The sequence below is a fragment of the Methanobacterium lacus genome (assembly GCF_000191585.1).
In the GTDB taxonomy this organism is placed as follows: Archaea; Methanobacteriota; Methanobacteria; order Methanobacteriales; family Methanobacteriaceae; genus Methanobacterium_B; species Methanobacterium_B lacus.
Window position 1 is genome coordinate 2,182,200 of the sequence record NC_015216.1, and the last position, 26,642, is coordinate 2,208,841.

Consider the following 26,642-nt stretch of genomic DNA (forward strand, 5'->3'; position numbering starts at 1 on the left):
AAAACATGTTAATGATTAATTTTTCCATCCATTTAATAAAGTAAGATTAAATAACAAAACTTAATACACCAAAATGTGTGTTAAAAAAATATAAAAAAGGATTAAAATGGGTTTCCATTTTATCCTAACATTTTCTTTATGTCTTCTTTTGGGTCTCCTATTGGAGTTAACCCATAGTTTTCGACTAAAACATTTAATATATCTTCATTAACCCATCCAGGGATAATTGGTCCTAGATACATATTTTGAATGTTGAGTGCTAGTAGACTCCAAAGTATAGCAGCTGCTTTTTGTTCCATCCAACTTAATACGAATGTTAATGGTAAGTCGTTTATTTCCATACCGAAGAGTTCTGATAATGCAACTACAACGTCTATTCCAACTATTGCATCGTTACACTGTCCAATATCTATTAATCTAGGCACTCCTTCAATGTCTCCTAGATCCATGTCGTTGAACCTGTACTTTCCACATGCAAGTGTAAGTACTATGGTGTCTTCTGGAAGGTTTTTTACGAACTCTGTATAATAGCTTGCCTGTGGTTTTGGTGAGTCACATCCTCCTACGACGAAGAAATGTTTTATTTTACCTGCTTCAACGAGTTCTTTGATCTTTCCTGCAAGTGATAGTATTGTTGAAGCTCCGAATCCTGTTGTAAGAACAGTTTCTCTTGGTTCGTCTTCTAGATCTGGTAGTGATTTTGCTGTTTCAATTACTGGTGAGAAATCATAATCTTCTATGTGTTTAACTCCAGGTATCTGTGCTACTCCAAGTGTGAACATTCTTTCTTTGTATTCATCTTTAGGTATGAGTACACAGTTTGATGTTCCAACTATTGCAGCAGGATATTTTGAGAAGGTTTTTTTCTGATCGAACCATGGTCCACCTATCTGTCCAACTAGATGTTTGTATTTTCGTAGTCCCGGATATCCGTGTGCAGGTAAAAGTTCTGAATGGGTGTAAACATTTATTCCGGTTCCCTCTGTCTGTTTTAATAATTCTTCAAGGGCTTTCATGCTATGTCCAGTAGCAATAATGCCTTTACCTTTTACAGATCCGACTTTAACTTCTATTGGTGTAGGTTCTCCGTAAGTTTCGATGTGAGCTTTTTTTAATAGCTGCATTGCTTTGATATTCATCATTCCTGATTCTGTTGCGAGTTTAACAAACTCTCCAGCATCGAAGTTAACGTTTGTGAGTGTTGAGTAGAATCCTTTTTCTATGAATGCGTCCACTTCAGGGTCTGTGTATCCTAACTCACGTGCATGGTATAAATAAGCCGATATTCCTTTCATTGAGAATAATAGATTATCTTGAAGTCTAGCAACTGTAGCTTCTTTACCGCAAACACCTTTAACAGTACATCCAGTTTCAAATGCTGTCTGGGAACACTGGTAACAAAACATATCTACTTTTTCTGGCATAAATTTCTCCTCCAAACTTTTATATTCGTTAATTAAAACGAAATCTTAATGTTCGTTCATTGACGAATGTTCTTTTATATACGAACAAGAGTATTTATAAGTTACGGTCGTCATAATATTCGCCAGTGCAATAAAAGAAAACACTATAAAATTTGATTTCAAAATTCCAATATTAATTAATTTTGGAGGGAATTAAATGGTTAAAGAAGTAGATGAAGACAAAGCATTTGAACAGAAATTAAAAGGTAAAATGGGATGGAAATGTTCATGTTCTCTGGATATAGTGGACAAAAAATGTTCATTAAAAGAGATTGCATGCAAAGATTGTGGTAAAGTATTCAAGACTAACAGAGATGTTGAATATTGCTTTGATTGCGAGAAAAAACATTAATTTTTTTTTAATTTTATTCAAAAAGATAGGAGGGATATATATGGCACCACATTGTGATACTATGGATGGGCCTGTGGTTACGGCTTGTAAAATGGCTTTAAAAATGGGAAATATTAACTATGTAATTCCATTTGTACCTAAAGAAGCTGGAGAAGAATTAACCCTAGTATATAATAAAACCCTTAAGGCGAGAGAATTAGGAGAAGACGCCAAAGACGTGGCTGATCTATGGTTTTTTGAAACATCTGTACGTCTACATCGAAAAGGAGAAGGTGCCCCTTATACCGGTCTTAAACCAGCTGGATTGGATTGAGGTCCTGTTGTTCCGAGAGCAGAAAAGGATATAGAAAAAGGAGATCCAACCGAAACCATAGAATTTATAAAAGGCATAGTTGAAAAAGAGATGAGGAAAAAATTTGAGGCTACCATGTCAGCAAAGGATTATGACATAGATAATGTCGATGCTGCAAGAGAATATACAGAATTAATGCTCCATTTTGTCCTATCCTCACATCACCTATATAAATACATTATATCTGGTGGAGAGCATGTCTAGAATAAATTAAATAGAACAGATAATATTTGTATTTATTATTTTACAGAAATTGGGAATTTTATTTTATATGAGGACTAATCCCAATTCTAATCCATGTGCTATTTGTGAAGGTTCTGTTGTTTTTCCTATGGGGTAGATTTTCCAACCCACTTTTTTGGCCATGGAATATGCGTCCATTCCTGCACTATGCATAGTTGGATTGGATTTGAGAGCCATTCTACAGCCTTCTCCTTTGATTCCTTTACATTCTACTGTTGAACAGAACACGCGTTTACATGATGGTCCACCTGCAAAACCTAAGGCAAGAGGGTATCCATCATAAAATGCTGCAGATTGAACTTTAGCTACGATTTCATACATCTTCCTGGCACCTGGAATGTGATGTTTGATGTTATCATAATCTTTACCAGTTTGCTCTTCTGGTGGGACTTGAAGCATTACAAAAATACCATATTTATATTTACTAATTATTTTAATGGTTTTTTCTAAGTCCCAATCAAAATGGGGTGGACAGTTAAGATTTGTACCATAATAAGGACATCTAGGAGAATAACACTTAGCTCTGACTCTTTCATCAACAATTATCATATCAGTACTGATCCTTATAGCATCATTAGCTCCTAACTCCTTAGCTAAAACTAGATATTTTTCCACATCAGCTTCTAGTTTATCATCTGAAACGTTCTCAGAAAACTCTGCTATCTCCTGCACCATTAGAAAAAACCCCCTATAAAAGCATGACCAAAACTCATAATATATTGTGTAATATTTTAGTAACAAATATTATTTATATTGTTCGATATACATCGAACGTATTGCTTTAATCACATTTCTATCTATAATCTGTGGCCATGTTGAAAAGGTTCATGGTCCATACAAGGTTATATAGGTCAGTTATGGTTTCTACGAATTCTGTATACTGATTCCACACACCTATCGCTGTTTGGGATATTACACTTCCATCCTTAAATTTACAGAATATTAATAGCATCTCTTTTTTATCTCTAATAATTGCCTTAATGAATGGTATTTGGAATGTCTTGATTTCACAATCTAATTTTTTAATATTTTCAGAGATGTCTATTTTTTCATCATCGGTAATGTTGTAGGGTGCTGCTATTATCCTGGTCTGAACTCCTCTTTTTAATGATTTATTCAAAGCTTCATTTAATTTTTCAACTTCTTCTTGAAACATAAAACCTGATGCAATGTGCAATGTGCTCTTAGCACGACCAATGATTTCTAATTCTTTTTTCACAATTTTATCAGAACCATAAATCAACCATATGGGGGCGGGAGATTTAGATATTTGACTTTCATAGATGTTTATAACTTCTGATTCCGCTTCATCAAGTTCTTCTTTAATTTTCACTCTTGATTTTTCAAAAACATCTTGGGGAGGCACAACTCCATATATCAAAGGTTTACCTCTCGTAATTTCTAAAAAACCTTTTTTATATAAACTTTTTAATACATCATATGTTCTAGAAAGTGGAACACCGGAATCTTCGCTAATTTCTAACGCAGTAGCGGATATTAAAGAAGCTAAAGATAGATATGCTTTAGATTCGTAGTCAGTAAGCCCTAATATTTTTAATGCATTTATTGTGGCTTGTTTTATCGGAATGAAATCCCTCCTTTATTTTCTTACTTTATACATGTTTAGTGAAAAAACATTTATATGTTGTGGATATCTGATCAAAATATTAGAAAATAACTGAATGAAATCCATACTAAGTTATTTTTGAAATTAAATACCGTTTTGATGTTATCCTAGCGAAGGCTATAAAATTAGGGGGTAAATTAATGAAAAAACATAAAATACGTTTAAGAATCTATATTTTAGTAGCATTAGTACTAACTTTGCCAATATTAATAAATGTATATTCACCCATCTTAATGGTTTGGGGAATTAGAAATGGTATAATCACGGCAAGCTTTCTTATTTTTGCAGCATGGTTTATGTTATCACTATTTATGGGCAGATCAGTATCATGTGCCTACACTTGCCCATATGGAGCATTACAAGAAATTTTAGGAATCCATGTTTCAAAAAAGAAGCCTAAATCTGAAAAAGCAAATAAAATAAGATATTTTATATCTGTAATATTCCTTCTATTGGTTTCATTTTTAATTTTTAATTTAGGAGTAGCAAAAAACATAGATTTATTTGCTTCAAATGACGATTTACAATTGATTATTCTCATAACCATCTCAATAATCACGATCAGCTTATTATCAATACTATTTGGAAGTAGAGCATTTTGCAGATATCTATGTCCTCAAGGAGTGTTTTTAACAATAGGATCCAAAATAGGTAGAAAAATTAAAATACCCTCCTTACAATTAAAATCAACCCCCAATAACTGTTCAAACTGTAAATTATGTGATAAATCCTGTCCAATGGGTTTAGACGTAAACCAAATGGTTACTAACAGCACTTTGAATGACTTAAATTGCATATTATGTGGTGAATGTATAGAAAAATGTCCTAAAGATGCTATTAATTATTCATTCACAGCTAAAGATTAAAAAAATAGGTGATAAAATGAAAATATCTAAATTTGCAGACATTGAATGCTCTCCTAACCCTCATGGAGTGGATGCACGTAAAATATATGATACAGAAAATGCTGTAGTCGTTCACATGACCATTAAACCTGGAGAATCCTTAAAAAAACATAGCACCCCTGTTGATGTGTTTTTCTATGTTCTAGAGGGTGAGGGTATAGTTGAAATTGGAGATGAAAAAGAAAAGGTAAGTAAAGATTCTCTGATTGAAAGTCCTGCTAAAACCCCTCATACATGGTATAATAAAGGACAAAACGATCTGAGAATTTTAATAGTCAAAGTTCCAAGACCCCATAAATCTACAAAAATCGTATAAAAAAATTTAGGGAGTTATCTAATTTGATAAAAGAAAAAAATGAAAAGAAAATAAAAGATGATTGGAAATGCCCATTTTCATTAAAAAATGATAAAAAATCTTCCCTAAAACAAATTATATGTAAAGGATGTGATACAATGTTTAAAAGCAATTACAATTCTAATTATTGTTTAGAATGTAAAGAAATATTTTATGATGAACCATAAGGATTATAAATATCACCATACTACTCTCAAATTATCAGTACCCCTGAGTAAATGATATATCAATACATAACTAATATAAATAAATGCATCTATCTATAAGTAAATGTGTAGGTTTATATGTAACTCACATATGTTGCAAGTTACTATATATCAATCCCATCATATTGGGCTCTAAAATTAATGAAAAACACTTTTCACTCATTCAAATTAAACCAAGGATAAAATATCTCTGTCTAAGAAATATTAGTATGAAATAGAATGACATCCTCTTGATGGAATAGCAGCTGAACAAATTATTATGAAAAATAATCATTTGCTAGTTTTCGATTTTTATTGCTTCTTTATTAGTTCTTTATATACTTAAAATAAGTCAATATAGATTATATTCATAAACTATTTCATTAAAATCACTTTTGAAACATTTTAGACAATGTTAATACACTATTCTTATTTTTAAATTATATAAAAAAAAGTTTATTAAATTAAGTTTATAATAAATTTGTGTATAGAAAACCATTAAATTTAAGAATTAATTTGGAGGGAATGTAATGGATAGTATTGATAATTTAAAGGAAGCTTTTGCAGGTGAATCACAAGCAAACAGGAAATATCTAGCTTTTGCAAAGAAAGCAGATGAAGAGGGACTATTCCAAGTTGCAAGATTATTTAGGGCAGCAGCTCAAGCTGAAACAGTTCACGCAAATAATCATCTAACTGTATTGAAAGGAGTTAAAAGTACAGAAGAAAATCTTAAAGAAGCAATTGCAGGTGAAGTGGAAGAATTTAAAGAAATGTATCCTGCTTTTATTAAAGTTGCAGAAGAAGAAAATAACAAGAAAGCTCATTGGACCTTTGATGTTGCCAATCAAGTAGAAGAAATCCACGCAGAACTTTATCAAAAAGCTCTGGACTCAATTGGAGAAAATGTTGAAACAATCTATTATGTATGTAACTTCTGTGGAAATACTGTAGAGAAAGAAGCTCCTGATATTTGTTCAATCTGTGGCGCACCAAAAGTAGAATTTAAAAAAATTGAATAAATATTTATTTTTTTTTAAACTTGATTAGCCATTATTTTAGTTTTATGAGGAATTCACTTATTATAACAATTTTACTTATTTAAACGAAAATATTGGCTTAAGGAAGGCATCCTGTTATATAAATAATCTAATAAAACTGAATAATCAGGGTTTTCATCTGTTAAAAGTTCATTTATTTCAATCCATTCCTCACTTGTCAAATCATGTATTCCGTTTTGTCCTTGAAAATTTCTTCTTACTGGTTTAGAATTTTTTAGTATAGAATTAGATTTCATTTTTGTCGATTTGAGTGTGTTATTAAATTGGTAGATGATATAACAATCACAATGTAACATTCCACTTTCTGCATCATTTTCCTCAATTTTTGGATTACTCCTTATTTGAATAATATATTTAACATCACTTTTTGGTAAGGTCCTATAAATTACAGCTAGGTCTCCAATTTCTTAGTATTTTCATCACATGTCCATCCAGATCTGCCCTCTAATGATTTACCTGCCAACAAATCTAACCTTTCTTCGTTTTTATTTAAACATTCCCCACTCACCCAAAACCAAAAATTAGTGGGTTTTATATCATCAATTCCATCAATAAGTTCATCAAAACGTTTTCTCAGATGTTCTTTTGTTAACACTTTAATCATTCCAGTTTAAATGTTGTTAACTGTTTTTTCAAACTCAGAATCGCTCAATACAGGTTTCATACCATCAAGGGATACTTCATTTTTAAGATTGGCATATTTTATTGCTCCTGGAGTAGGTTCTGCCCAGTATAGTTCCTTTAATTTATTAACTCGAAGAATCCAAATGTAAGCAGTTTTTCCAGACATATAGTTCTTGACATGGTCCTTAGTCCAGATATAGAATTTATCTGAAGGTAATCTAGAAACAGGTTTTTCAACCATTCTTTCCAAAGTGGCGAAATATTTGATTAGAACTTTATCACCATTTTTCTCAGGGAGTGCATTATCCTTTACGAAATCTTGATATTTATTTTGGAAACTGTCCAAATAATCATCTTTAGATGCATAACTCACAGTAGGATATAATAAAAACTCCTTAACATTGGTTTTATAGTTTCGTACCAAAATGGTCTGTTTTCCATGTCCTAATGCTTCAAGTGTAGCATTCCATTCTTTAAGGCATTTATGTGTTGAATTCATTTAAAACCTCCCTAAACCTTCGCCCATTCTTCACATACTCTTGTTGCTTGTTCAAGCACACTTTTAACTGCTAGTTTTTCTTTATCTGGTGGATAACCAAATTGGCGTAATATCTTTTTTACATCAACCTCATTTTAGCTTGAACACTTTCCCTTAATGTCCACTTTTATCAAGTTAGCCAAAAATATTTTGCTATTGTACTAGATAATTCCTGGTTAAATTGGGCTATACAAGTATAAATTTTTTTTAGAATACCAAAAGGTTTTTATATCAAAAATTTCTAGCAAGGTATAACGAAGTAATGGTGATAAAGATGAACGATGAAATAAGAAATGATTTTAATCATAAAGGCGTAGTTTATCAGGCATTCAATACCAAATCGTCAATAAATGTATCAGAATGGAAATGTTATATTGGTGCAACGGAAGGAATGCTTAAAGAAGCAATGGCTGAACATAAACAATGCAGCACTGACTCCAGCTTTCATAATGCGATTAGAGAATATGGATTTGATGCGTTTAAATGGGAAATAATACATTTCAAGGAAGATTGGGAAACTATGGAAGATCTTGAAAACTTAAGGCGTCAAAAGAATACATGGTACGTCTATCAAGCCCCACATCAAATATACATTGACAGTGAAAATGATTATTATCAAAAAGGAATAACTCATCGAACACATCAAAAAATGTTAAATGTATCACCTAAACCTAAAAATAAATTCGTTTTAAAAAACGATGGTCTGAACGATGAAGAAGTACAGCACCAACTATCTTATCTGGAAAAACAGGTTAAATAGCCCATAAATTATTTATTCCATTTTGCGTTCAAATAGTTGACAAATGCTGAGCAAGCTACTAACATAAATTTAGCATCTTCATAACTTAAGTTTGGTTCATCAGTTAAACCGTGACGTATACCATCTGAATCGCTAGTATATCCATAAATACTTTTAAAACCATTTTTTAATGAAGGGTGTAGATCTATAATTCCATTTTTTTCTATTTTATTTAATGATTGACCAAGTGATAATGATTCCCCTGTTATCTGTTTACATACAGATTCAACAGCACTTATAGATTCTTTTATTGAATTGCTGTAGTCTGGAGACTCTCTGTCAGATAGCAAACCCAATGATTTTTGTAAATGTATCTTAACTGGATTTGGTGCATCGTTTAAAGCTTCTTCGATCTCTATTATTTCTTCTTCTGAAGTAATTTCCATTATTGAAATGTCAACAAACCTATATCCTGAATGCTCCATTTCTAAAACATCGTTACACTCATTTGTAAACTCTTCTACATTTGGAAAAGGGTATATTTTAACCAATATTTCCAAAAAATCATAAACTTCACACCACTTACAATCAAAAAAATATGATTTTATAGCTCTAAATGGAAAAAAAGTATACTCCGTCAACTCATCAAGAGACCTTTTCCAATACACCCTAAACAATTTTGTTATTAAAGTCTTAATTTCGTCATAGCATTGATAATAGTCATCATCGGGTTCTGTGCCATCTAAAACATGGATTAATATAACATTCCACAGTGAAGTTCTCAAATCAATATCCATGCATTCAACTTTTAAAGTATCTTGTACAGATTTATAACCATTTCTTTCAGAAAATAAAGTCATATTATCCCTCATTCATTTCTTCAACGATCTTTATCTCATCCTCAGTCAACCCATACAACTCATAAACCAACTTATCTATCTGTTTATCCGTTGCATCAATCTGTCGCTGAATTAACTCCTTGCTTTGTGGCGTTCTAGCTATATCAATATCTTTATGGAGTTGCAACATTTTTTCAACCATAGTAACAATACTATCATGTATTATTGTGATGTCATTTGGATCAGTATTCAATTCTGGAATGGGTAATTTTTCTATATATTGCTTGTTATAAGCGAAATATCCTCCTCTAAACCTACTACTGCACTCTTTGAGATAAATGTCTAGTAGTTTAGAGTTTAGTAACCCAAGAATATACTGATATTCTTTAACGTCTGTATTTTGGAGAATTATTCCATATCCTCCCCCTCCCCCTCCCCCACTTCCTACAAAATAAAAATAGTCTTCTAAATCTAAGGAGTAAGATGCAGAATTAGCAATGCTAGGTGTTAATATTTTGATTTGTTCCATTTGGTTCAGATTTTGTGTCCTTCCTAATGCATACCATCTATCATTTTTCCATTTACCTCGTTCTCTTGACTCTAACAATTTTTTATTATCATTCAAATAATTCCATATGTTTGAATAATTTGTAGATAACTCTTTTTTGGACAAAAGCACAGCTTTATCTTTTTCAATTTTGTAGGGAAATAATATGTGTTTAGTTATTTCAGATACATGATATCTTTTTAAATTGACTGAACCTTTGCATAATGGATGCATCAACTCTTTTTCTAATTTATATTTTTTATTTGTAGCATCAGAGTAATACTCATCATTTCCCAGATAATTTAAAAGAAATACAGGATCTGATCCTGTGATCAATCCCTGAAAAATCTTTTTAGTAATATTGCCTAATTTAATCGGCATTTCTTGGAGTTTATTTAAAATTTCAGCATTTGGACCTACAAAAAAGTTCCATTCATCAGCTTTAACTTTGTTACCAGAAACTATCCCACTTTTTGCCTCCTTGGAAATTCTCCATTTTCCCAGTTCTTCTACTTTAACATAACTAAATTTTTTTTGTTTAGATTTACTTAAAAATAACAAGCAAGTATATGTGGTGGCATTTTCAAAAACTTGTTGGTCTCCAAAGTGCACAACTTTATTTAGGTTCTCACCATCCGAAATAATCAATCTTAATTGCTGCCCATATTTAGCATTAAAGAATTTATGTGGTAAGATATAACTCATAAGCCCTTTTTCATTCAATAATTCAAGACCCTTTTCTACAAACACCACATAAATGTCGTAATTGCCTTTACTAGCCGAGTAATATTTTTCTTTGTAAAATTCTACTTCTATTGGTGCCCATTCTTTCATTGCTTGTATCCGAATGTATGGAGGATTTCCGATAACAGTATCAAAGCCGCCGTTATTAAATACATCAGAAAATTCATTTTTCCAATCGAATGGGTTTATACGTTTAATATCTTCTTGTTTTAAATCGAATTTTGAATCATCATATATCTCTGGCCCAATGAGTGAATTACCACATTTTATATTATCTTCGAGGTTAGGTAGTGCTCTTTCTTTGAATAGTTTTTGTTGTGCTTCAATTACGTCTTTGTTTTCCCCTTCAAGGACTTTAAGTAGTAGGCTTAGTTTGGTTACTTCTACTGCTTGGTGGTCGATGTCTACTCCATATATGTTGTTTAAGAGGATTCTCTTTTTTTCTTTGACAGTAAGATGCCATTCGTTATTCTTTCCTTTGTATATTTGGTCCTTTAAACGATTTTTGTTTTTGAGGTTGATATAATATTCATGATGCCAATTTAGTAAGTAGTTATATGCTCCGAGTAAGAATGAACCTGATCCACATGCGGGATCCAATATTCTCAATTCAGATACTTTTTGTGGTGTCTTGCCCTCACAGAGTTTACCCACTGTATTCTTTACGATGTATTCAACAATATATTGTGGTGTGTAATATACTCCACCTGCTTTTTTTACTTCTGGTTTTTCTTCTATTTTTGCACGGTGCCCCTGAGTTAGTCTAATAACTTTTCCTAGAAACTGTTCATATACATTTCCAAGGATCTCTGGAGATAGTACTGAGAATTCGTATGGACTATCAGGATAATATAAGTTCTTGATTATTTGTTTGAATACGCCATCTTTGATTTTGAGGTGTGGAGTTAATATGTCTGGGAGGCTATTTTGTCCTTTTTCATCTTTGAAATGGAATAACCCTGAATTATATTTTTGATCTGCTTCTTTCCATAATTCACATAATTCTTGATATATTTCTGGTTTATCAAGGAGATTGCGTAGTTGGCCGTATTTTTCGGCTCCTCTATCTTCACCCATTCTAAGGAAGATAATTCTATCGATTATTTGCTGAACAGAGTAATTAAGTTCATCAACTGTTAGATCTGAGTTTTTTAGAGCGATTTCTTTGGCTAATAATTCTCTCCAAGATTCTATTTCTGATAAAAATTCGTCATCAACGAGTGTTGTGCCCTTCTTCTTCTTAGTTGATTCTGCATACTTATCATAAGTGCCTTTGAATACTGCATCTTTTGAGAAAGTATTATATATGAAGTCCCATTGTTCAACATAATCCTTGTATGTGAAATACTTTATTCTACCGGTACTTGTTCTATCAGTTTTCTTAGGCCGAGTTCTAGAATCATAAATTGCAAACTCTTCAAAATCAGTAAGGATAGAAAGGGGTAATTTAGCACTCCAAGCGTAACGACGAAGCTGGTAAGATGGTTTGATGTCTTTGTCTATATTTACTGAGGGCTTTTTAGCTTCAACAAAAAACATCTTCCGACCAGCAAGTGTAAAACAATAGTCAGGTGCTCTTGTACCGCCAGATACTTTAATTGAATCTTCAAAAATAACATCACGATATTGTGGCGCAGCTCCAGCAGTATTATCAACGTCCCAGCCCAGAGCTTTAAAAAAAGGATTTATGAATTCTTGTTTAAGTTGTTCTTCCTTGTAACTAGGATCTTTATAAGCTTCAATATTTCTTTCAAACTTATTTACCAATTCTATTATTTCAACAGGAACATCTGACAATGTTTTCACTCCTACTCATATTTAATGTTGCAATCAAAGCGTATCTTTTTTAATTTCAGTCATTAAATAAATAGAAATTTTTTAATGAGTTAAGTTAAATTCTAATATTAAAGGATTTATTTATAATTAATCTACTAATTTGAATTGTAGGGTATATGAATTACAATATTTTTTCAGCTTCAAGTGCATAATCAGAAGATTTCATTTGCATTTGGTAAACATCAATATTTTTATTATTTGCGATTTCTAAAATTATGTCTTTCTTATTTGATTTAGTCCCTAAATATATGGCTGTAGGTTTAGGGACATTTATATACGTTGATTTTGATTCATTTCGACTATAAAGAACATATCTCCACTCTTTTTCATATTTCCAACCTTCATATTTGGTTAATGCAGCACAAACTGGGAACATATTGTTATATTTATTATTTCCCAAAATTTCAAATTGTATCCCATCCATAATTTTATTTAAATCAATACCCTCCAAATAGCTCGAAAGAATGTTAGGAAATTGAGGTTGTGGATTATAAATATAATCATCTATTGTAAATATTTCATTGGCATATAATACTGGAAAAAGATTCCGTGTTAAATGATTATTATGTCCTAATGATTTAAAATCATATTCAACACAAAAACCTGTGTGCTCCTTAGCATAGTGGCTCCACATTAAAATGGACTTATAGTCTTCACTAAAACATGAAACAAGCATATCTTTTCTTAACTCATTAAAATCAGCACTTATTGCCCTAATCTGTAGTTCATTTTCTTTACTTAGTTCATTAAGGCGTTTGGGGTTATTTTTATATTCTGGGCTATTTTTAGCTATAAATATAGATAAATCCTTGATAATTTTGTCACTTTTTTGTAATTTGGATATTTGTTTTTTAGTGAGATTATGAGCTTTCCTAAAACCTTTTGGATCTTTTGCTAAAAGATTTTTTAAAAAATCTTCTTTTACATAATTAGCATCTTTACATAACAAAGCACAATCATAAGGATCATTAAATTCAAGTGGATTCGAAAGAAAGATTTTGTCCTCTTCTAATGCTTTTACAGAATATTCATTTTCATCAAACGTTCTATATTTGTATAAATGAGAAGGAAACTTATTATATTTTAATTCTGCAGCTTCTTTTGCATTTACTCGTGTTGGATCATTTGAAAATAAAAGGTTCGCGAAATCATCTTCCCACAAAAATTAACCCCCTTCCATCCATCTAATATTTTTGTTGTTTTTTAGCTTGTAGGATAATGCTCCATTTCTCTTCAAAACCTAAGTTAGCGCCATTGTTGTTCTTTTTTGCCATTACCCCACCCTATAGATTATTCATGATAAGAATTGATTTGCACCTAACATTAATTTTACTATTTTTTTCTACGATATGAAATTGAACATTTCCCCCCGTTGATCCAATGCAGATCAATGCGGATTCATAAATTCAATTAAACCGTGATTAGACTTCAATTCAGAATTTATGAACGATTACTATGACCAACACCTTTTATACACGGCTGATTGATAGAATGTTTAGGAGCCATATATTGTGTAGCTTCATTAAAAATAAAAGGAGATTTTTAAGAAATGTTTAAAAAGCAGATAAATATTGGAATAGAACAAAAAACAGATCTAGATGCGATTCAAAGGCAAATTATAGAGAATGGAGGTAAAGTAACCTTGATGGATTTGATAAACGACGCTATATCAATTTTCATCAATGAATATAAAAATAAAGCTATTTTAAAGTACACCCCACAGTTTTATGACAAGAAGGAGGATGAATAATATGTATCAAGTAGCTGATTTTAAAAAGTTAAAGACGTTGGAAGATAAAATTAAAGAAGAATATGATCTTTATAGTGTCATTGTTGTTGATAAACCATTACAGCGCTATTCTGAAGTAGTATCTGTTCCGGAAAAATTGTATAATATTACCAATGCAGTCTTTCCAAACATGAGAGTATTGGATCATGAGAGATATGTCTATGAAGATGGTAAACACATCTTCTACACAGAACCGTATAATCCTATAAGAATTCGAAGAATTAATACGAAAATGGCAGAAAGGTTTGAAGTAGAGTTAATTCCTTTGAAACGTAGTTTCCATGACAGCACTACTTTTCCATATAAGATAGTAATAGGTAAACCCGGTAGCTTGGAAATACCAGATATTTCTATTGGATGGAAAGGTTTATGTTAAAGTCTGATGGTTTTTTTTATTTTCTTTAATATCTAAAGGTCTAAAAATTGGGATTCAAATGTTTACTTCATTAGTTCTAAAAATAAATTTAGTAACCAAAAGTATTTATATTATGATGCTCAATCTTTTATAGCAAGATATAAACTAACCTTTAACTAGGACGTAAAAAAACGAGGTGTAAACACCATGCAAAAGCAAATTTGTGGAGTTTACAGATCGGACGTTCGTTAAAAATCAGGAATTACAAATTCTATTTTTAATTAACTCATCTAAACCCTATTTTAGGGCTAACTCCACTCCATAACTTATAAGGAGACGGAGATTAATGCAAAAAAGTAAATTAAATAATAAAACAGAACTGTCAAATAAGAATATCTTGGTCCGTAATAAAAACATATCCAATGAAACTTCAGATAAAATTTCAGAAAGAGGTCGGATGGGTGTTTTTGGCGGTTTAAAAAAAGAAATTAAATCTGATTTTGATGTTCCCGAAAAACCTAAACCAGTTATGTTTAATGGGAAAAATGTAGAATATCTACAAAATGGTGTAAAACTATTTTTTAAAGAACATGATAGCTCAAGTGTTTATTTAGTTCATAAAAGAAATGGTTCAAACTATAAGTCTTATTGGGTATCCAAAGAAGGAGAATCACGAGAAGCAAACAGTAAAAAACCATTAAGTGTTACAAATACTCAACTCGAAAATAAATTAATTGACTTAGCAAAAGACTTTGCAAACAAAGAAGAAACATCCAAATTTATCAACCAAGCAGGTCAGTTCATAAAACAAAAATACAGTTCAATATTCAAATTTGAAAAAGACATAAAAAGAAGTGAAAAAGAACAAGCATTATTAGAATTATACAAGCACATCAATACGAAATACAATATAATAATTGACAAAGAATCATACGATCTATGTATCTACGATGAAAGTGAGGGAATTTATAAAGCTTATGATGAAAAGAAGTTTTCAAGATTCCTTAAAAAAGTTGTAGGTAAAGAATTCTTTGTGGATGAAGTTAAAAAGCTTATGGGCTTGTTTAACGAAATTAAAGAAGAAGATCCAAACCATGTAGCTTTTAACAATTGTTTAATGAACATTGAAACTCTTGAAACAAGAAAATTTGACCCAAATATTTTTACAAGATTCAAAGTTCCATATAATTGGAATCCATCAGCAGATTCACCATTCTTTAAAGAAAAAATATGTGAGATATTTGATGACCCGGGTAAATTTCAGACTTTCCTTCAGATAGTAGGATATCTATTTGCCAAAGGTAATCCCCACAATAAACTCTTTTTACTCATGGGTAAGGGGGCAAATGGCAAATCGTTGCTTATGCAGATTATAAGTGCAATTTTCATTAACAGTAGTGCTGCTGTGCCATTACAAGATTTTCAGAAAGATTTCGGACTACAACCATTAATTGGAAAAAGAGTAAACCTACTATCAGACCTTCCTATAGCCACAATAGAAGAAACAGGTCAAATTAAGGCAATAACTGGTGGGGACGATATCACCATAAATAGGAAATTCAAAGATCCACTTACTACAAAATTAAAGTGTAAAATAGTTGGTGCTGGTAACAGACTACCTAAAATAATGGATGATAGTTATGCTCTCTGGAGACGTATCGTCATTATTAAACTTGAAAAAACATTTGATGGAGATAGCAGGGACACCAAATTAACAGAAAAACTTTTAAATGATACAGAAGGTATGGAATGGTTCATATTTAATGCAATTCAAGCATACAAAAAGATACGCGAAACTGGATGGACAGAAGACACCTACCGTGAAATACGGGAAGAAGCTATCAAAAACTCTGATCCTGCATTATATGCATCTGAGCAATTATTTGAAGTTACAGATAGCCCAGATAATTTCTTAACTAGAAAAGAAATTGTTGACTCCATAAATGATTTTCTAATTGAACATGACCTTAGAATTCCAGCAAACAAAAGTGAATACTATGATGCAGTAAAAAAATGTGGAGCAAAAGAAGGCCAAAAACGGATACTTGAAGAAAAGATACACGGCTTTAGATACATAGAAAAAAGAGAATTAGGATGGTAAGGATGAAAATCTCCCATCCACCTCAATTTTTTTTTATGTCCCATGATGGAAGCGCAATATCCAAACGTCCCTTCCCTTATAACTTTTTTTTATAATTTATTAATTTATTTTTCAATTCATCATAGTTTAAAAAAGATCTTCCATCACTTCCATAAAATGTATGATTTTAAATTGATCTATTATTGCATTCAATTTCATATCTGTCATAAAATAAATTCCACTACATAGCAATGAGCGTATATACCACCAAGAAGTAGGAGGTACAAGGAACTAATATTATTGCTTTTACTTTAGGTATTATCCATTAATATGCCCAAATATTTCTCCTAATTCCTTGTTTATTCCTTTCGATACTTTTCATAGATCAAATTGATATAAAATATTTTTTAGGGGGCTCATTTTTCACTATGTTAATTTGGTCTTTGTTTGAATTTTGTCTTAACCGTTAGTTATCTTGTATAAAATAGAAAATTTTATTGGAGATTATAAATAAACTCGTTTGGGGGAATATATTGGAAAAATTAACTAAGATTTTAATTGTTGTCGTTATTATTTTGGTGGCAGGATTGAGTTTGACTGTAGGTTTATTGTTAGGTACTAGTTTTAACAAACCTGTAATAACAAATAACACAACAAATTCATCAAATAGTTCTGTACAAAATCAGACAAATTCTACTAATCAAACTAAGGTAGATAGTACTAAAAGTAAGTATATTAGCAAAGCTGAAGCTATAAGATTAGCTAAAGCAGCATGGCCCGTACCTGAAGCCACATATTCTATAAGTTCTTATCCTACAGATGATTCACCTTATTACTGGGTTGATGTCTTGAACGAGCCCGCTACTATTGGTCCCGGCGGATTTGTCAAGATTAACGCAATCACAGGTAAAATAATCAGTGCAGGAACATAACTTTTAATCCATACTACACTCTCAATAATTCAGCTTTGGATTATGAAAGTACCCACCATTTTTTTTTGGAATCCTTCGCAGAAAATTGAACTTGGTATTATTTGTTTCAACATCATAGCAAGTTGATAAATAAGATTCATTTGGTTCATAAGCCCATGAACGTATTTAGGAGATTCCTGGTGATCACTGATATGTATATGAAAAAAGAAAATAAAAAAGGAGTAATTATGCTCCTGTTTTGAATTTAAATGTATAGTTTGCTGCTAAGTTATTTCTTGCGTTGTCTTTAATTGCTGCTTTTGGTATAATTACTTGATACATTGTATTTTTGCTTTTAGATGTTGTTGTTTTGATGGTGAGTGTGTTTCCACTGATAGATTCGGTTATAGTTACGTATTTGCCTGTTGTTAGATTTTTGACTTTGATGTTGTTGTAATATGTACTGTTTTTGATGTTTTCGTTGAATTTAATTGTTATAGTAGAAGTTCTGCTAACACCTGTTTTTAGGTTTGTTGGTGTTGTTGAGACGACTTTAGGTGCTATTTTGTCTATCGTATAAGTCTGAGTGTATACTGGAAATTTGTTACCAGCTAGATCCACTGCAAAGAATTTTAATGTCTTTGTAGAACTTATTGTGATAGGTCCTGTGTATTTTGTACTTTTAGTGGTGGGTGTTGTTCCATTAATGGTGTAGTAAATTGTTCCATTTTCACTCATTGAAAGGTTTATAACTTTTGTTGTGTTGTATAAACCTCCATTGATGTTGATTTTTGCTGTTGGAGGAATAGTGTCTATTGTGTAGATTTTTGTGTAAATTGGTGATAGATTTCCTGCTAAATCTCGTGCAAAGAATTTTAAGATAGTATTATTGCTTATGATTATTGGAGAATCGTACTGTGAGCTGAAGGTAGTTGGTGTAGTTCCATTTGTTGTATAATAAATTATTCCCGGTTCACTTATTATTAATGATACTAATTTTGTTGTATTATATTGTCCTCCAGTAGGATTAGAAAAGCATGCGGGAATAATATTGTAATTTTCGGCATAAATGGGCGATTGATTACCTGCTAAATCAATTGCAATGTATTTCAATGTTGTTTTACTTGTTATTATTATGGGAGAAATATATTCTAAGCTGGAACTGCTTGGTGTAGTTCCATTTGTAGTATAATAAATTATTCCAGGTTCGCTCATCAATAATGTGACGGATTTAGTGGTGTTATATTCTCCTGATTTTAGATTATTTATGCATGTTGGAATAATTACATAATTTTCAACATAAATTGGTGACTTATTGTCTGCTAAATCTACTGCAAAGAATTTTACCGTGGTTTTAGTTAGTATATTTATCGGGAAACTGTATATCATGCTTAAAGTTGTTGGTGTTGTTCCATCTAGAGTATAATAAATTTTTCCGGGTTCGTTCATTTTTAAATTAACAGTTTTTGAAGAGTTGTATAATCCTCCTGTTGAATTTGCACTAGCTGTTGGTGATATAAAATCAAATTTATATATATCAGTATAGATGGGTGAATTATTACCGGTTGGATCGATTATGAAATATTTTAAAGTTGTATTGGTGGATATTATTAATGGATTGACATATCTGTTACTGTTAAATGTTGGTATAGTTCCATCCTTTGTATAATAAATAATTCCAGTAGTACCCATGTTCAAAATAATTGTTTTGGTAGAATTATATAATCCTCCCGTAGGATGATATAACGTTTGTAAAGTTTGATTATCAATTATTGTTGTAATGTATGCTAAACCTGCTTCTAAACCTGTATTTAAATTAGATATTGAACTTCCATTAACTGTATATGGTATTTGATTTATATTTCCTAAAGTTGTCGAGGAGTTAACTTGTATTCCATCCGGTAAATGATCTATTGATGGATTGTGATATTTATTGCTTGAATCATATAATAAGTCAGCCTTAATTGTTGAATTATCACTATTTTTGTTATTTGCAGTTACAGTGACTGTCATAACCAGCCATGGAGCTATATCTACATTACCATAAATATTTTCTGATGGATAATCATTGGACCCCCACCAATTAAGTGAAGCATCTATTGTACTCCCATTATTATAAATTATGTTTCCTGGAGCGTTGCCCATGATTCTATTGAAATTTATGTTAGCAGTGATACCATTTGCTGTATAATAAGCATATGATTCATAGATTGTTTCTCCTTTTTGATTATATAAACAGCTCCCAAAAATTGCCTTGTTACTTATGAAATTGCAACATTTTACATTTGAAATACCTGAATTGTATATAGCAGCACCATTATTGGCACTATTACTTATGAAAGAGCTATTAGTCAGATTCAAAATTCCATATGCGTAACCATTACCTGTGAAGGTATTAGAAACATATATTGCACCGCCATTTATTGCAGAGTTATTTATGAATGTGCAATCTTTGATTAAAGTATTGGAAATTGCATAAATTGCTCCGCCATTATTATAACCATTAGAGTAACTTACAGAGTTGTTGGTGAAAATACTTCCAGTAACATTCAGTTTACCTACGCTATAAATTGCTCCACCAGCAGTACTATCATCACCAATAATACTATTATTTGTAAAAGTACTATTAATAATATTCAATATTCCCTGATTATAAATTGCACCACCATAATAATCGGACGTATTATTAATGAAACAGCTATTTACTATATTCAATCTACCGGAATTACTAATACCACCCGTACTATTTGTAATAATACTATGAGTAATATTTAAATTACCTTCAGTATAGATATGTCCATGTGTTACGGTTAAATTGTAAATATTTACGTTGGTTCCCCATGAAATTATAAAAATGTTTTCTTTATTATCATTACCATTTATTATAGTGTTCTCATTTTTACCTACGATATTTACATTTGAGTTGATGTTGATGTTTGTTTCATTGTAAATTCCTTTATCAATGGATACTGTTCCCCCAGATGTAACAGTGCCTATTGCATTGGTTATTGTTGATTTAGGTCCACTTGTTCCATTCCATATTGCATTTTGACCATCCCAAGTATCATTTCCTGAAGATCCACTAACATATATCATATCGCTTGAAGCAGCTGCATCATTACCCATACCATAACTAAAAATAATAATTAAACTAATCAAAATTAGTCCAAATTGTATTAAATTGTTCTTACTTTTATTAATATAGTACTCTTTAGTCCTAAAAATATTCCTAACCCCCCAATTCTTTAAAGTATAACCTATTTAGTTATTTAAGAAGTTATTCTTAAATATTGCTTATTAATTCATATAAAAATTCATTAATAGTTCTGAAATGTTAATTTTAAAAAAGTTTAAAAATAGAAATTTAAAAGATTTATCTATATAGTCCTGCGATTATATCATCCATATACTCTTCATTTTCTTCGATCTGAGCTTCAAAGTCTCTTCGATTTATTTCGCTATATGATTCTGTGTTTGTGTCCTCATCTGGTGAATATTCTGTGTAGGGATCGTTAAGGACAGATTGAACTTTTATTTTGTGATTTCTTCGAAGAGAAACTCTAGTTGCATCCCTAACTTTTTCATCTGGATCTTCATAGGATATTCTCTTTAGTATTTCTAAGAATTCTTTGTCTGCGCCTATATGTTTAACTCCTACTATTCGGAGTTGAGGATCTGCTGAGTTCAATTGCTTTCCTACCTTCGCTATGAATTTTGCAAACTCAGGTACTGCTTCTACTAATTCAGAAACTCTATGATTCTTTGTATATGGCTGTAGACACAGATTAATTAATGCATATTTGGCTGACCATTCAACTATATCTTTATCTGAGTATAGATTTAAATCAATGTCTTGTTCTTTTATGTAGAACTTTAGAGCACTGTATATTAGTTCGTGATGTTTTTTAGATTTTTTTAAAGCTTTTAGTAGTGGATTAACAGCACGATGGTTAGGAACTCTCCGAATCTTTTCAATAGCGGGTTGAGATTTCTTTGGATCATATCTATATAGGTCCGTTATTATTAGTTCCACATTCCAACTTTGAACTTCTATTTCATCAAGTAATTCAAAAGCAAAGCCATATACTATGTTTATACTATCCTCTGTGTTATTGTTCATCCTTGAGGATGGCCGTTCATGTTGGATGTTTCGTTCTTTGCAGAGTTTGTAAATGCAATGTTCTTTTACAAATTGTTCGTTGCTTAATTTGCAGAACATAGTGTTTTGTTTGTTCATTGCCTTATCAACACATTCAACGATCTGTCTCTTTTCAGGACTCATGCTATTTAAGATACGTTCTTTTTCTAATCTTACTCTTTCTTCTTTCTGCCTTTCTATTTCAAGAAATTCTTCAGCTTCTCTATCTATTCTATCAAAGATTTCATCCATTTGCCCTACCTGATCTATCATATTTGCACCTCTTTTTTAAGTTTAATTCACAAAAAAAGTATACAAACCTTACAGCAAGCTATCTCCAATGATAAAACAAACTGTAAGGAGTTAATTAAAAAAAATAGAAATTTATTTAGTTTCCAAAGCATTTACTATGCGTACAAACTGCTTCTCTTCTGATTTTAAAATGTTAAATACCTTTTCAAGTAATTTACTAAGGTTAATATCATTGCTTTGATCACTCATTTTAATGATAATCTCGACATCTTCATTCTTGTAGTAGAAATCCTTATCACTTATATATTGGAGTGCCATAGCTCCGTTTACAAGTTTATCTACTACTTTTGAAAAATTTTGATTCATTTCTTCAAGAGTTTCCCCATCAGAGTGATATTTAGATCCGTCTCCTCCACACCTGATGAATTTGAGACTATCTCTGAAGTAGTCCATAAACAATTTAAATCCTTTATTCCAGTCCTTAGAATTTCTATACCCTGGAATTGTATCTTTATTCATCATCTCCACCTCTGACAAAACTCATATCTTTAAAGATGCGTTCTATGCAATCATGGCATATGTTAAAATTAGTGAACTTCCAACCCTCTTCAGGAGATGTTACTGCATTATCACACAAGACACACTTCTGAGAATCAACTTTCATCTTATTCATCTCCGCTTAGAGAATTGATGTCTTTGATAATAGCTTCTGCTACTGCTATGATATTTTTACCGCGACCTCGCAGCTTTTCACCGGATCCATTCCATGAGCCTACATAATATTTCGATTTCTCATTTTTCAAGCCCAAATAAGAAGTAACAATGAAACTAACTGTTTCTGCTTCTACTTCTTTGGTCTCTTTATCAAAATCACTTTCAAGATGCCCAAGTTTGTAATGTCCCATCTCGTGAATTAAAGTTGCAACCATAGCAGCTTGATTCTCTTTAGGAGAAACCAATACCCTATCTTTTGTAACATTACCATTCGAAGTACCTGCATACTCAACAATCACAGGTAATGGACTAATCTTCTTCAAATCATCAAAACAAACGTTTCCTACTACTTTATCAGAGTGCCCAAATTCTAACTCCTCACCTTCAGTCTGCGACACGTCAAAAACATTGACATATCGCCAACCTGTGATAACATAATCATCTTCCTCACTCTCTTTATCCTTAATCTTCCGAGTAAGAGGAGCAAGAATCTTGATAGCTTTCTCACCTTTAATCACAGTTCGACCTAAACTCTGCCATTTACGAAACCCTGCAAGCATAGATACCTGACCATGCTGCAACCAAGCAAGAATAATGTTGTTAAAGCTATACTCATGCAGCCCTAAATTTCCTTCCCACATCTGCACAAACTTCTCCAACTGCTCCGGATCCTGAACCATAGAATCAGCCAACAAATCCCTCTGCTCAACCAAAAATGCAGTTAGTTCCTTACCTTTCAACTCCTTGGGTATCTTAAAAACCATGTACAATCACTCTCCTAATCTTTTTTTTAATTTAATTCATTAGGCGAGCCATGCACATACATAGCCACAAATCTATTTGGCGAGCGACAGCGAGACAAAGCAAGGGGGAGGTGGTCGGGGAAGGGTGGAAACTAAGATAGAAAATAAAAAAAAGTAAAAATAAATCATAAGGGAGACCGTGGAGGCACGACACGGTCAGGGTTCCCTAAAAACAGAAAGGAAGCAAGGAAACTATTCACGACTCATATATGGGGGCATAGTTCTTAGTTGCGTGTAAAAATTGTAGAATTAATGTTAACTATTAGTTAACGTAATGTATTTTTTATCACTCCTTCTTATCTTGATAATCAATCTTGTATTTTGCTAAAACTGTATCATTTCCATTTTTACCATCATCTTTGTTTAAATTTTGAAATTTTTTGGGTAGAACTTCTTTCCACAGATTAATTGTTTTCATGTTTTCTTCCATGTTTTTATTGATCTTATCTACTTGGGCTTGAAGAGCCTTATTCTTTTCTTTCAGTTCTTTATATTCCTTTGTTTTAAAGTCTTTAACTTTTATTTCATCTATAGACAAGTAAGGCAGAACTTCTAAGTACTTTTCTTTTAACTTTTCTGGGTCAGCTTTCCAATAAGCTCTTTTAATAGGGCTAATTTTGTGTCCTACTAAATAGTCAGCTAATATATGATCTCCAGTATTGTTGATGATAGTGGAAATGAAATATTTTCTCAAACCATGACTGCGCCAAAAACCATATGCTCCTTTTTCATTTGCAGTAAACCCCGCTTTCTTACCTATTCTGTTAAAATTACTTGCAATACCCTGTTTTGTTAACTTTTCCCCTTTGTTACTCACAAACAATGTTTTATTGCAGTCTATTATCCTCACATTATCATTTCTACCATAAACCCTGTCTTTTAAATATAAAACTATGTTACGTGTCACTTCAGGAGGAATGAACGTTTGATAACGATAATGGACTTTCTGCCTTGTAATTTCAATTATCAAAACAACATCATTTAAGAGTTTTTCATTTTCAAACAAATCATCTATTGTTTCAATTTTCTTATCTACGGACTCATTTACAGTATTCAAAAACTTTTGGATTGTGAGGTTTCTCACTTCTGCTTGTGACATTCCTGTGAGAGCCATCAAATAAATAATAGTCTTTTCCCTTATAGGTGATGTTTCTATCATTTTTTGTATGTCATCCCTAGTTAACAGTCTCCCCTCATTTTTTTCGAGACAAATATCTGTGACTTTGTTACTCACTTCCGGAATCTCAATTTGATTGGTTTTATAAAAAGATTTTACAGCACTTAAATAGACTTTAATTGTTTGTGGAGAGTTCCCTGCTTCTTCTAAGTGCTTTTTATACTTAGGTAAATAATAATCTATTTTTCGTTTCCTTAAACGAAGCCCTTCATCTTCTTCTCTTTCAGCTTCTTCTAAAAGTTCATCAGGAGATTTTCCTATTAATTCACAGTATTTTTTTAGCCCTAAACGATATAATGATTGGGTAGATTCACTCAGATCTTTTTTTATAAACCATTTTTCAATGAGTTCGGAATTCATGGTTATATTATGGCTTTTCTAACATATAAAATATTGGTTAAGTAAACCAAATGGAGGATTACCGTTAGTTAATTTGATATTGATCGAGTTATATCTGGTATAAAACAAACGTTCGTTCGTTATATGATTGTTCATGATAAATTGGATTAACTATTAGTTACAGAAAAAATTGTGATAAATAAAGTTTTGATATTGATAAATGTTAATTAAAATCAAATTAGAATATTTTAAACACTGATCAAGTTAATAAATTGATGTTCAGTCAATTGTAAAGGTGTGTTAAATGAATATTTACAGATTATCCATGAAAAATCTTCGAAGGAACAAGATGAGGAATTTTTTTGCCGTGGTAAGAATAAGCTTTGGTGTTCTAATTCTCCTTGTTTTGCTGAGTTCTGGTATTGGTTTAAACACATTTTTAAAACAGGCCAACTCATTTCATATGAACGACAATGTTAACAATTCAGATTTAATTATTTCAACAGTCACTAATCAGCTCAACGCTATTTTAGGAGTAAACAGTACTACTTCTGTTATTGGAAGTAAAATTGATACTTTAATAAACAACGCAGTATATATACTGGACGGGTTGGCAAGTATCGTGTTTTTAGTGGGAATTTTAGATATAATGAATACCATGGGTTTCAATCTCAACGAAAGAAATCGGGAAATTGGGATATTAAAAACCATGGGTTTCTCTGAGAAAGAGTTGCTAATCAGCATGTCCCTTGAAGCTGGTTTAATAGGATTCTTCGGAGGCATAGGAGGAGTTATACTCGGATCTCTTGGAATATCAATAGTTGCAATGTTTATCGGAATTCCAATCTCAATTCTGATTCCTTTATGGTTAATTCCGAGTGTCATCGTGTTGACAACTGTCTTGGCCTCCATCCTTGGACTTGTTCCAGGATGGTTTGCATCTTACAGAAACATTGAAGAGGTGATCCCATGAACAACGACAACTCCAGCATCAGACTCGTTGATGTCTGGAAGATCTACAAGAATGGTGATGAAGTGACACACTCCCTTGCTGATTTGAACCACACATTCCAACGTGGATCAATGAGCATAATCTACGGACCCTCAGGTTCTGGTAAATCAACATTCGTAAGAATTGTTGGGCTGCTAGAGAATATAACCATGGGACAAATCTTTGTAAATGGAACTGACACTAGCCAAATGTCACAACAGGACAAAAACTCCATTATCCAGCGGGAGATAGGGTTCGTGTTCAGAAACGAAAATCTAATCCCAACACTCAGTGCTTTTGAGAATGTTAACCTTCCAATGAACAATTCTGACAGCACCCCGACCCAAGAACTGTTGAAAACAGTTGGTTTTAATGATTTTAAAAAATATCCAAATGACCTGTCAAAGGAAGAAGAGATAAGGGTCAGTATAGCCAGGGCCATGGTTAACAATCACTCAGTACTCATCACAGACGAACCAACGGGAGATCTCCACAGATCAGAAGCAGCTGAAATTATGAATCTTCTCCAGGACCTGAATAAATCCTTGAATTTGACCATTATCTTGACCACCAACAACAAAAAACTTGGGGCTTACGGTGACTTCTTGGAACTTGAAGATGGAAAATTTATTTGAACAAGTGTCTATTAAGCTTATTAAATATCCAGAGAGCTAATTCTAGAT

At 31.9% G+C, this 26,642-nt stretch carries 26 protein-coding genes and 2 pseudogenes; 13 read left to right on the forward strand and 15 right to left on the reverse strand.

The window, feature by feature from the left end:
* Positions 1-119 precede the first annotated feature (119 nt).
* Positions 120-1,424, reverse strand: coding sequence for a hydroxylamine reductase (gene hcp, locus METBO_RS10575; protein WP_013645708.1), 1,305 nt, complete (start codon positions 1,422-1,424; stop codon positions 120-122).
* Positions 1,425-1,620: 196 nt separating this feature from the next.
* Between hcp and METBO_RS10580 the strand changes: the two genes are divergently transcribed.
* Together METBO_RS10580 and METBO_RS10585 are read left to right on the forward strand one after the other, a co-directional pair.
* Positions 1,621-1,815, forward strand: a complete 195-nt coding sequence (locus tag METBO_RS10580; protein WP_013645709.1) for a hypothetical protein — start codon at positions 1,621-1,623, stop codon at positions 1,813-1,815.
* Positions 1,816-1,876: 61 nt separating this feature from the next.
* Positions 1,877-2,371: pseudogene (locus METBO_RS10585) on the forward strand (DUF6448 family protein).
* 63 nt (positions 2,372-2,434) lie between these two features.
* On the opposite strand, the gene METBO_RS10590 reads toward METBO_RS10585, so the two are convergent.
* Together METBO_RS10590 and METBO_RS10595 are read right to left on the reverse strand one after the other, a co-directional pair.
* Complete coding sequence (locus METBO_RS10590; RefSeq protein WP_013645710.1) at positions 2,435-3,085, reverse strand: DUF2284 domain-containing protein; 651 nt, start codon at positions 3,083-3,085, stop codon at positions 2,435-2,437.
* A 118-nt stretch (positions 3,086-3,203) separates the two neighbouring features.
* On the reverse strand, positions 3,204-3,998 hold the full coding sequence (locus METBO_RS10595) for a TrmB family transcriptional regulator (protein WP_013645711.1): 795 nt from the start codon (positions 3,996-3,998) through the stop codon (positions 3,204-3,206).
* Positions 3,999-4,177: 179 nt separating this feature from the next.
* Between METBO_RS10595 and METBO_RS10600 the strand changes: the two genes are divergently transcribed.
* The 4 genes from METBO_RS10600 to METBO_RS10615 all read left to right on the forward strand — a co-directional run bounded on the left by METBO_RS10600 (position 4,178) and on the right by METBO_RS10615 (position 6,504).
* Positions 4,178-4,903, forward strand: a complete 726-nt coding sequence (locus METBO_RS10600) for a 4Fe-4S binding protein (protein ID WP_013645712.1) — start codon at positions 4,178-4,180, stop codon at positions 4,901-4,903.
* Positions 4,904-4,919: 16 nt separating this feature from the next.
* The gene (locus METBO_RS10605) at positions 4,920-5,258 is read left to right on the forward strand and encodes a cupin domain-containing protein (RefSeq protein WP_013645713.1); all 339 of its coding nucleotides are present in this window, start codon (positions 4,920-4,922) and stop codon (positions 5,256-5,258) included.
* 23 nt (positions 5,259-5,281) lie between these two features.
* Positions 5,282-5,464, forward strand: a complete 183-nt coding sequence (locus tag METBO_RS10610) for a hypothetical protein (RefSeq protein WP_013645714.1) — start codon at positions 5,282-5,284, stop codon at positions 5,462-5,464.
* Positions 5,465-6,012: 548 nt separating this feature from the next.
* The gene (locus METBO_RS10615) at positions 6,013-6,504 is read left to right on the forward strand and encodes a rubrerythrin family protein (protein ID WP_013645715.1); all 492 of its coding nucleotides are present in this window, start codon (positions 6,013-6,015) and stop codon (positions 6,502-6,504) included.
* A gap of 430 nt (positions 6,505-6,934) precedes the next feature.
* Here the strand turns inward: METBO_RS10615 and METBO_RS10620 are convergent, their stop codons facing one another.
* From METBO_RS10620 to METBO_RS14135, 3 genes and pseudogenes are all read right to left on the reverse strand, one after another.
* Positions 6,935-7,138 carry a hypothetical protein gene (locus METBO_RS10620; RefSeq protein ID WP_144017561.1) on the reverse strand — a complete coding sequence of 68 codons (204 nt, stop codon included), beginning with the start codon at positions 7,136-7,138 and terminating at the stop codon, positions 6,935-6,937.
* Between the two features lie 15 nt (positions 7,139-7,153).
* Positions 7,154-7,666 carry a DUF1802 family protein gene (locus tag METBO_RS10625; protein ID WP_013645716.1) on the reverse strand — a complete coding sequence of 171 codons (513 nt, stop codon included), beginning with the start codon at positions 7,664-7,666 and terminating at the stop codon, positions 7,154-7,156.
* A gap of 11 nt (positions 7,667-7,677) precedes the next feature.
* A pseudogene (locus METBO_RS14135) lies at positions 7,678-7,782 on the reverse strand (hypothetical protein); the annotation flags it as partial.
* 197 nt (positions 7,783-7,979) lie between these two features.
* Here METBO_RS14135 and METBO_RS10630 point away from each other — a divergent pair.
* Positions 7,980-8,465: a GIY-YIG nuclease family protein gene (locus tag METBO_RS10630; RefSeq protein ID WP_048186454.1), complete on the forward strand. Its 486-nt coding sequence runs from the start codon at positions 7,980-7,982 to the stop codon at positions 8,463-8,465.
* Positions 8,466-8,473: 8 nt separating this feature from the next.
* Here METBO_RS10630 and METBO_RS10635 read toward each other — a convergent pair whose 3' ends face one another.
* The 3 genes from METBO_RS10635 to METBO_RS10645 form a co-directional block, all read right to left on the reverse strand.
* On the reverse strand, positions 8,474-9,316 hold the full coding sequence (locus METBO_RS10635; protein WP_227717223.1) for an AbiJ-NTD4 domain-containing protein: 843 nt from the start codon (positions 9,314-9,316) through the stop codon (positions 8,474-8,476).
* Complete coding sequence (locus tag METBO_RS10640; protein ID WP_013645719.1) at positions 9,306-12,371, reverse strand: Eco57I restriction-modification methylase domain-containing protein; 3,066 nt, start codon at positions 12,369-12,371, stop codon at positions 9,306-9,308. Before METBO_RS10640 ends, METBO_RS10635 begins: the two co-directional genes overlap by 11 nt.
* Positions 12,372-12,531: 160 nt before the next feature.
* Positions 12,532-13,572 (reverse strand): DUF2971 domain-containing protein, encoded by a 1,041-nt coding sequence (locus METBO_RS10645; protein WP_013645720.1) that lies wholly within the window; start codon positions 13,570-13,572, stop codon positions 12,532-12,534.
* A 387-nt stretch (positions 13,573-13,959) separates the two neighbouring features.
* On the opposite strand from METBO_RS10645, the gene METBO_RS10650 reads away from it, so the two are divergent.
* The 4 genes from METBO_RS10650 to METBO_RS10665 all read left to right on the forward strand — a co-directional run bounded on the left by METBO_RS10650 (position 13,960) and on the right by METBO_RS10665 (position 17,566).
* Entirely contained in the window at positions 13,960-14,160 is a 201-nt protein-coding gene (locus METBO_RS10650) for a hypothetical protein (protein ID WP_013645721.1), read from the forward strand.
* Position 14,161: 1 nt separating this feature from the next.
* Positions 14,162-14,575, forward strand: a complete 414-nt coding sequence (locus tag METBO_RS10655; RefSeq protein WP_013645722.1) for a hypothetical protein — start codon at positions 14,162-14,164, stop codon at positions 14,573-14,575.
* Between the two features lie 325 nt (positions 14,576-14,900).
* Entirely contained in the window at positions 14,901-16,655 is a 1,755-nt protein-coding gene (locus METBO_RS10660; protein ID WP_013645723.1) for a DNA primase family protein, read from the forward strand.
* A gap of 566 nt (positions 16,656-17,221) precedes the next feature.
* Positions 17,222-17,566, forward strand: a complete 345-nt coding sequence (locus METBO_RS10665; protein WP_144017562.1) for a PepSY domain-containing protein — start codon at positions 17,222-17,224, stop codon at positions 17,564-17,566.
* Positions 17,567-17,791: 225 nt separating this feature from the next.
* On the opposite strand, the gene METBO_RS10670 is transcribed toward METBO_RS10665, so the two are convergent.
* From METBO_RS10670 to METBO_RS10690, 6 genes are all read right to left on the reverse strand, one after another.
* Positions 17,792-20,671 carry a chitobiase/beta-hexosaminidase C-terminal domain-containing protein gene (locus tag METBO_RS10670; RefSeq protein ID WP_048186455.1) on the reverse strand — a complete coding sequence of 960 codons (2,880 nt, stop codon included), beginning with the start codon at positions 20,669-20,671 and terminating at the stop codon, positions 17,792-17,794.
* 247 nt (positions 20,672-20,918) lie between these two features.
* Positions 20,919-21,956, reverse strand: coding sequence for a hypothetical protein (locus METBO_RS10675; protein WP_013645726.1), 1,038 nt, complete (start codon positions 21,954-21,956; stop codon positions 20,919-20,921).
* Between the two features lie 111 nt (positions 21,957-22,067).
* Complete coding sequence (locus METBO_RS10680) at positions 22,068-22,457, reverse strand: hypothetical protein (protein ID WP_013645727.1); 390 nt, start codon at positions 22,455-22,457, stop codon at positions 22,068-22,070.
* Positions 22,447-22,599, reverse strand: a complete 153-nt coding sequence (locus tag METBO_RS13780) for a hypothetical protein (protein WP_013645728.1) — start codon at positions 22,597-22,599, stop codon at positions 22,447-22,449. The genes METBO_RS10680 and METBO_RS13780 overlap by 11 nt, the downstream gene beginning before the upstream one ends.
* Before the next feature lies 1 nt (position 22,600).
* A complete protein-coding gene (locus METBO_RS10685; protein WP_013645729.1) occupies positions 22,601-23,413 on the reverse strand; it encodes an ArdC-like ssDNA-binding domain-containing protein in 813 nt (270 codons plus the stop codon).
* Between the two features lie 325 nt (positions 23,414-23,738).
* Positions 23,739-24,989 (reverse strand): tyrosine-type recombinase/integrase, encoded by a 1,251-nt coding sequence (locus METBO_RS10690; RefSeq protein ID WP_013645730.1) that lies wholly within the window; start codon positions 24,987-24,989, stop codon positions 23,739-23,741.
* A gap of 283 nt (positions 24,990-25,272) precedes the next feature.
* Between METBO_RS10690 and METBO_RS10695 the strand changes: the two genes are divergently transcribed.
* Entirely contained in the window at positions 25,273-25,941 is a 669-nt protein-coding gene (locus METBO_RS10695) for an ABC transporter permease (RefSeq protein ID WP_013645731.1), read from the forward strand.
* Positions 25,938-26,594: an ABC transporter ATP-binding protein gene (locus METBO_RS10700; protein ID WP_013645732.1), complete on the forward strand. Its 657-nt coding sequence runs from the start codon at positions 25,938-25,940 to the stop codon at positions 26,592-26,594. The genes METBO_RS10695 and METBO_RS10700 overlap by 4 nt, the downstream gene beginning before the upstream one ends.
* The last annotated feature ends 48 nt before the right edge of the window (positions 26,595-26,642 follow it).